Origin of the sequence: Rhodoferax sp. (assembly GCF_014859475.1) — a bacterium.
GTDB lineage: Bacteria > Pseudomonadota > Gammaproteobacteria > Burkholderiales > Burkholderiaceae_C > Rhodoferax.
Genome location: NZ_JACUUE010000340.1, coordinates 1 through 1,563 on the forward strand (window position 1 = coordinate 1; position 1,563 = coordinate 1,563).

The 1,563-nt window shown below is 56.9% G+C and carries 3 protein-coding genes; 1 reads left to right on the plus strand and 2 read right to left on the minus strand.

The window, feature by feature from the left end:
* Both IBX54_RS15070 and IBX54_RS15075 read right to left on the minus strand, forming a co-directional pair.
* Positions 1–896 (minus strand): glycosyltransferase family 2 protein (locus IBX54_RS15070; protein ID WP_296543464.1); only part of this gene is annotated, 896 nt, incomplete at its 3' end.
* Between the two features lie 41 nt (positions 897–937).
* On the minus strand, positions 938–1,120 hold the full coding sequence (locus IBX54_RS15075; protein ID WP_296543465.1) for a hypothetical protein: 183 nt from the start codon (positions 1,118–1,120) through the stop codon (positions 938–940).
* Between the two features lie 61 nt (positions 1,121–1,181).
* On the opposite strand from IBX54_RS15075, the gene IBX54_RS15080 reads away from it, so the two are divergent.
* Positions 1,182–1,563: TMEM165/GDT1 family protein (locus tag IBX54_RS15080; protein ID WP_296543466.1), on the plus strand; the 382-nt coding region annotated here is incomplete at its 3' end.

The following is a 1,563-nucleotide window of genomic DNA, read 5'->3' on the forward strand; positions in this document are numbered from 1 at the left end:
TACTCGCCAATAACACCCAGGGCCAACAGTTGCGCACCACCCAATATCAAGATCGCGATGATGGTGGAGGCAAAGCCGGGCACCTCGATGCTGGAAGCCAGGAACTGAACCAGATAGTAGAGTCCAACCACAAAGCCGGACAGCGCCGTCACAAACCCCAGGCCGCTCACAATTTGCAGGGGAATGAGCGAAAAGTTGGTGTAGAGATTCAGCGCCAAGCTCAGTAACTTGCCCAATGAGTAGCCAGAATTACCTTGCCCCCGAGGATGGTGTTCAACCTCCACGCCAGCGATGCGGCTGGTGCACCAAGCTAGCAAGCCGTCCAGGTAAGTAAAGTTGAGGTCATAGAACATCACGCTTTGCGCCAACTGGAGGCGCATGACGCGAAACGGTGTGGGGGTCACCGGATTACGGAAAACAGTGCGGTAAAAATGCCAGACGATGTTGGCGCCCAGATTGCGCCACGCAGCGTGGTTACGGGTACTGGGGCAGCCATAGACCAAATCCAGGCCATGCTGTTTGATGTGCGCGAGCAGTTTGGGTATTTCTTCTGGAGGATTCTGCAGGTCGTCGTCCATGGTGACCACGTATTCGCCACGCGCTGTGCCCAGACCACACATCAAGGCATTGTGCTGGCCGTAGTTGCGCATGAGCTGCACGGCGACCAGATGCTCGCCATAGGTCGCCCGCAAGGTTTGAATCACCGACCACGACGCATCGCTGCTCCCATCGTCCACCAGGATGATTTCATAACTTTGGGTGATCGACGCCAACACGGTCGTGAGCCGCTCCAGCAGGTTGCCGAGGGTTTTGGCCGAGTTGTACACCGGCACGACGATGGACAGTTCCAGCTCAGGGGCTTTTTGCGGCACGTTTTCTGGATGCTGGTTTTTCATAAGTTGGCTGACGCCATCAAATCATCGGTGCGCCATTCTATTCAGCGCAGCACCTGTTTGGAAACAGCCATCAGCCTGGTGCGCCCAAAGGTCAAGATGTCGGTAGTCATGGATTGCCGCGTCGCTGCGCTTTCCATGACGATGTTGGCCGTCATTGCGAATGGCTGCGCATTTGAAGTGCCTTGAATTTTATGTATGACATAAAGCCTCAAACGAATCAGCATCTGATCTGTTGTCCGTGGCTCAGCCTCGAAGCTGGCCTATGCTTCGACTACCATCACCCGAATGGATGCATTCTTGATTTCAACCGGTATCGTTGCGCTGGCCGAAATGGGCGACAAAACCCAGCTGCTGGCACTGGTATTGGCGCTGCGCTTTCGCCAGCCCTGGCCGATCGTGCTCGGCATTTTTGTGGCCACCGTGGCCAACCACGCGCTGGCCGGTGCCGCGGGCGCCTGGGTTACCACCGTGCTCGGGCCCGAGGTGCTGCGCTGGGTGCTGGGCGCTTCTTTCATCGCGATGGCGATGTGGATGCTGATTCCCGACAAGATCGACGACGAAGAAATTGGCAAGCCGCTGCGTCTGAGGGTCTTCGGCACCACCGTGGTGGCTTTTTTTCTGGCCGAAATGGGTGACAAAACCCAGGTCGCCACCGTCATGCTGGCGG

Bases quoted from the DNA above. Each gene is read 5' to 3' on its own strand.
- IBX54_RS15075 (WP_296543465.1), bottom strand. From the start codon at position 1,120: ATGCTGATTCGTTTGAGGCTTTATGTCATACATAAAATTCAAGGCACT.